The organism is Cellulosimicrobium cellulans, from assembly GCF_001722485.1.
Classification (GTDB): Bacteria; Actinomycetota; Actinomycetes; order Actinomycetales; family Cellulomonadaceae; genus Cellulosimicrobium; species Cellulosimicrobium cellulans_A.
Genome location: NZ_LWGL01000338.1, coordinates 1 through 1,210 on the forward strand (window position 1 = coordinate 1; position 1,210 = coordinate 1,210).

2 protein-coding genes are annotated in these 1,210 nt (G+C 77.9%); both read right to left on the reverse strand.

What is annotated here, in order from left to right; all coding sequences use genetic code 11:
* On the reverse strand, window positions 1–210 hold a 210-nt coding region (locus tag JZ5iCDA_RS17570; protein WP_216093486.1), incomplete at its 3' end, for a hypothetical protein.
* Window positions 207–1,127: a sugar phosphate isomerase/epimerase family protein gene (locus JZ5iCDA_RS17575; RefSeq protein ID WP_069388248.1), complete on the reverse strand. Its 921-nt coding sequence runs from the start codon at window positions 1,125–1,127 to the stop codon at window positions 207–209. The genes JZ5iCDA_RS17570 and JZ5iCDA_RS17575, both read right to left, overlap by 4 nt.
* Between the last annotated feature and the right edge of the window lie 83 nt (window positions 1,128–1,210).

Consider the following 1,210-nt stretch of genomic DNA (forward strand, 5'->3'; position numbering starts at 1 on the left):
GAGGGCCGCGCGCGCGGCGTCGTCCACGGTGCCGTGCACGACGCCCGCCGGGTCCTCCTCGGGACGCCGCGGCGTGCGGCCGACCTTGCGGCCCGCGAGCGCGAACGCGCGGTCGGCGGCCGCCGGGTCCTGCGTGACGGCGACGAGCTGCTCGGCGAGCCAGCGGGCGCCGGCGGTGGCGGCGCCGGGTCCGGTCAGGTCCTCGGTCATGACACCTCCAGGTCGTGCTGCGGTGCGACGCGGGACCATGCCGCCTGCAGCGCTGTCATGCTGCGGCGGGCGAGGCCCGGTGCGTCGTAGGAGTGGCGCGGGAGCTCGACGGCGGCGACCCCCGTGTAGCCGACGTCGGCGAGCGTGGCGAGCACGAGCGGCAGGTCGATCTCGCCCTCGCCGAAGGGCCGGTGCTCGTGGTGGGTCGACGGCATGTCGTCGAGCTGGACGTTCGCGAGGTAGGGCGCCGCCGCGCGCAGCGCGCCCACGACGCCGTCGGGCTCGACGACGAGGCAGTGGCCCACGTCGACGGTGATGCCGAGCTCCGGCGGGCCGCCGACCTCCTCGCGCAGGCGCAGCGCGTCCGCGACCGTCTCGACGAGCATGCCGGGCTCGGGCTCGAGCGAGAGCCGGACGCCGTGGGCGCGCGCGTGCTCGACGAGCGCGGGCATGCGGTCGCGCAGCCGCGCCCAGCCGTCGGCGGGCGTCGCGTCGTCGGGCAGGACGCCGGAGAAGAACGAGACGCACCCGGCGTCGAGCGCGGCCGCGATCTCGACCGCGCGCTCGAGGAAGCACAGCCGGGCGTCCGCCTCGGCGTCGACGAGCGTCGGCCGGTGCTTGCGGTACGGGTCGAGGAGGAAGCGCGTGCCGGTCTCGACCACGACGCGCATCCCCGCGCCGTCGCGCAGGCCGGCGAGGCGCGTGCGCAGCGCGGCGACGTCGTCGGCCCAGCCGGGCGCGAACGGGTCGAGGTGCGGGAAGCCGAGCGTGAGCGCGACGGCGCCGTACCCCTCGTGGTCAAGCACGTCGAGCGCGACGTCGAGCGGGTGGTCGGTGAACCCGTTCGTCCCGTACCCGAGCGCGAAGGGGGTGCGCCCGGCCGCGACGCCGTCCCCGCCGCCGTGACCGCCGGTCACGTCTCGCTCATCTCGGCGCGGCCCGGGCGCCGGCCCGCGCGGCGCAGCAGGCGCCCGGCGACCTCGACGCCCGCGAGCGCGGC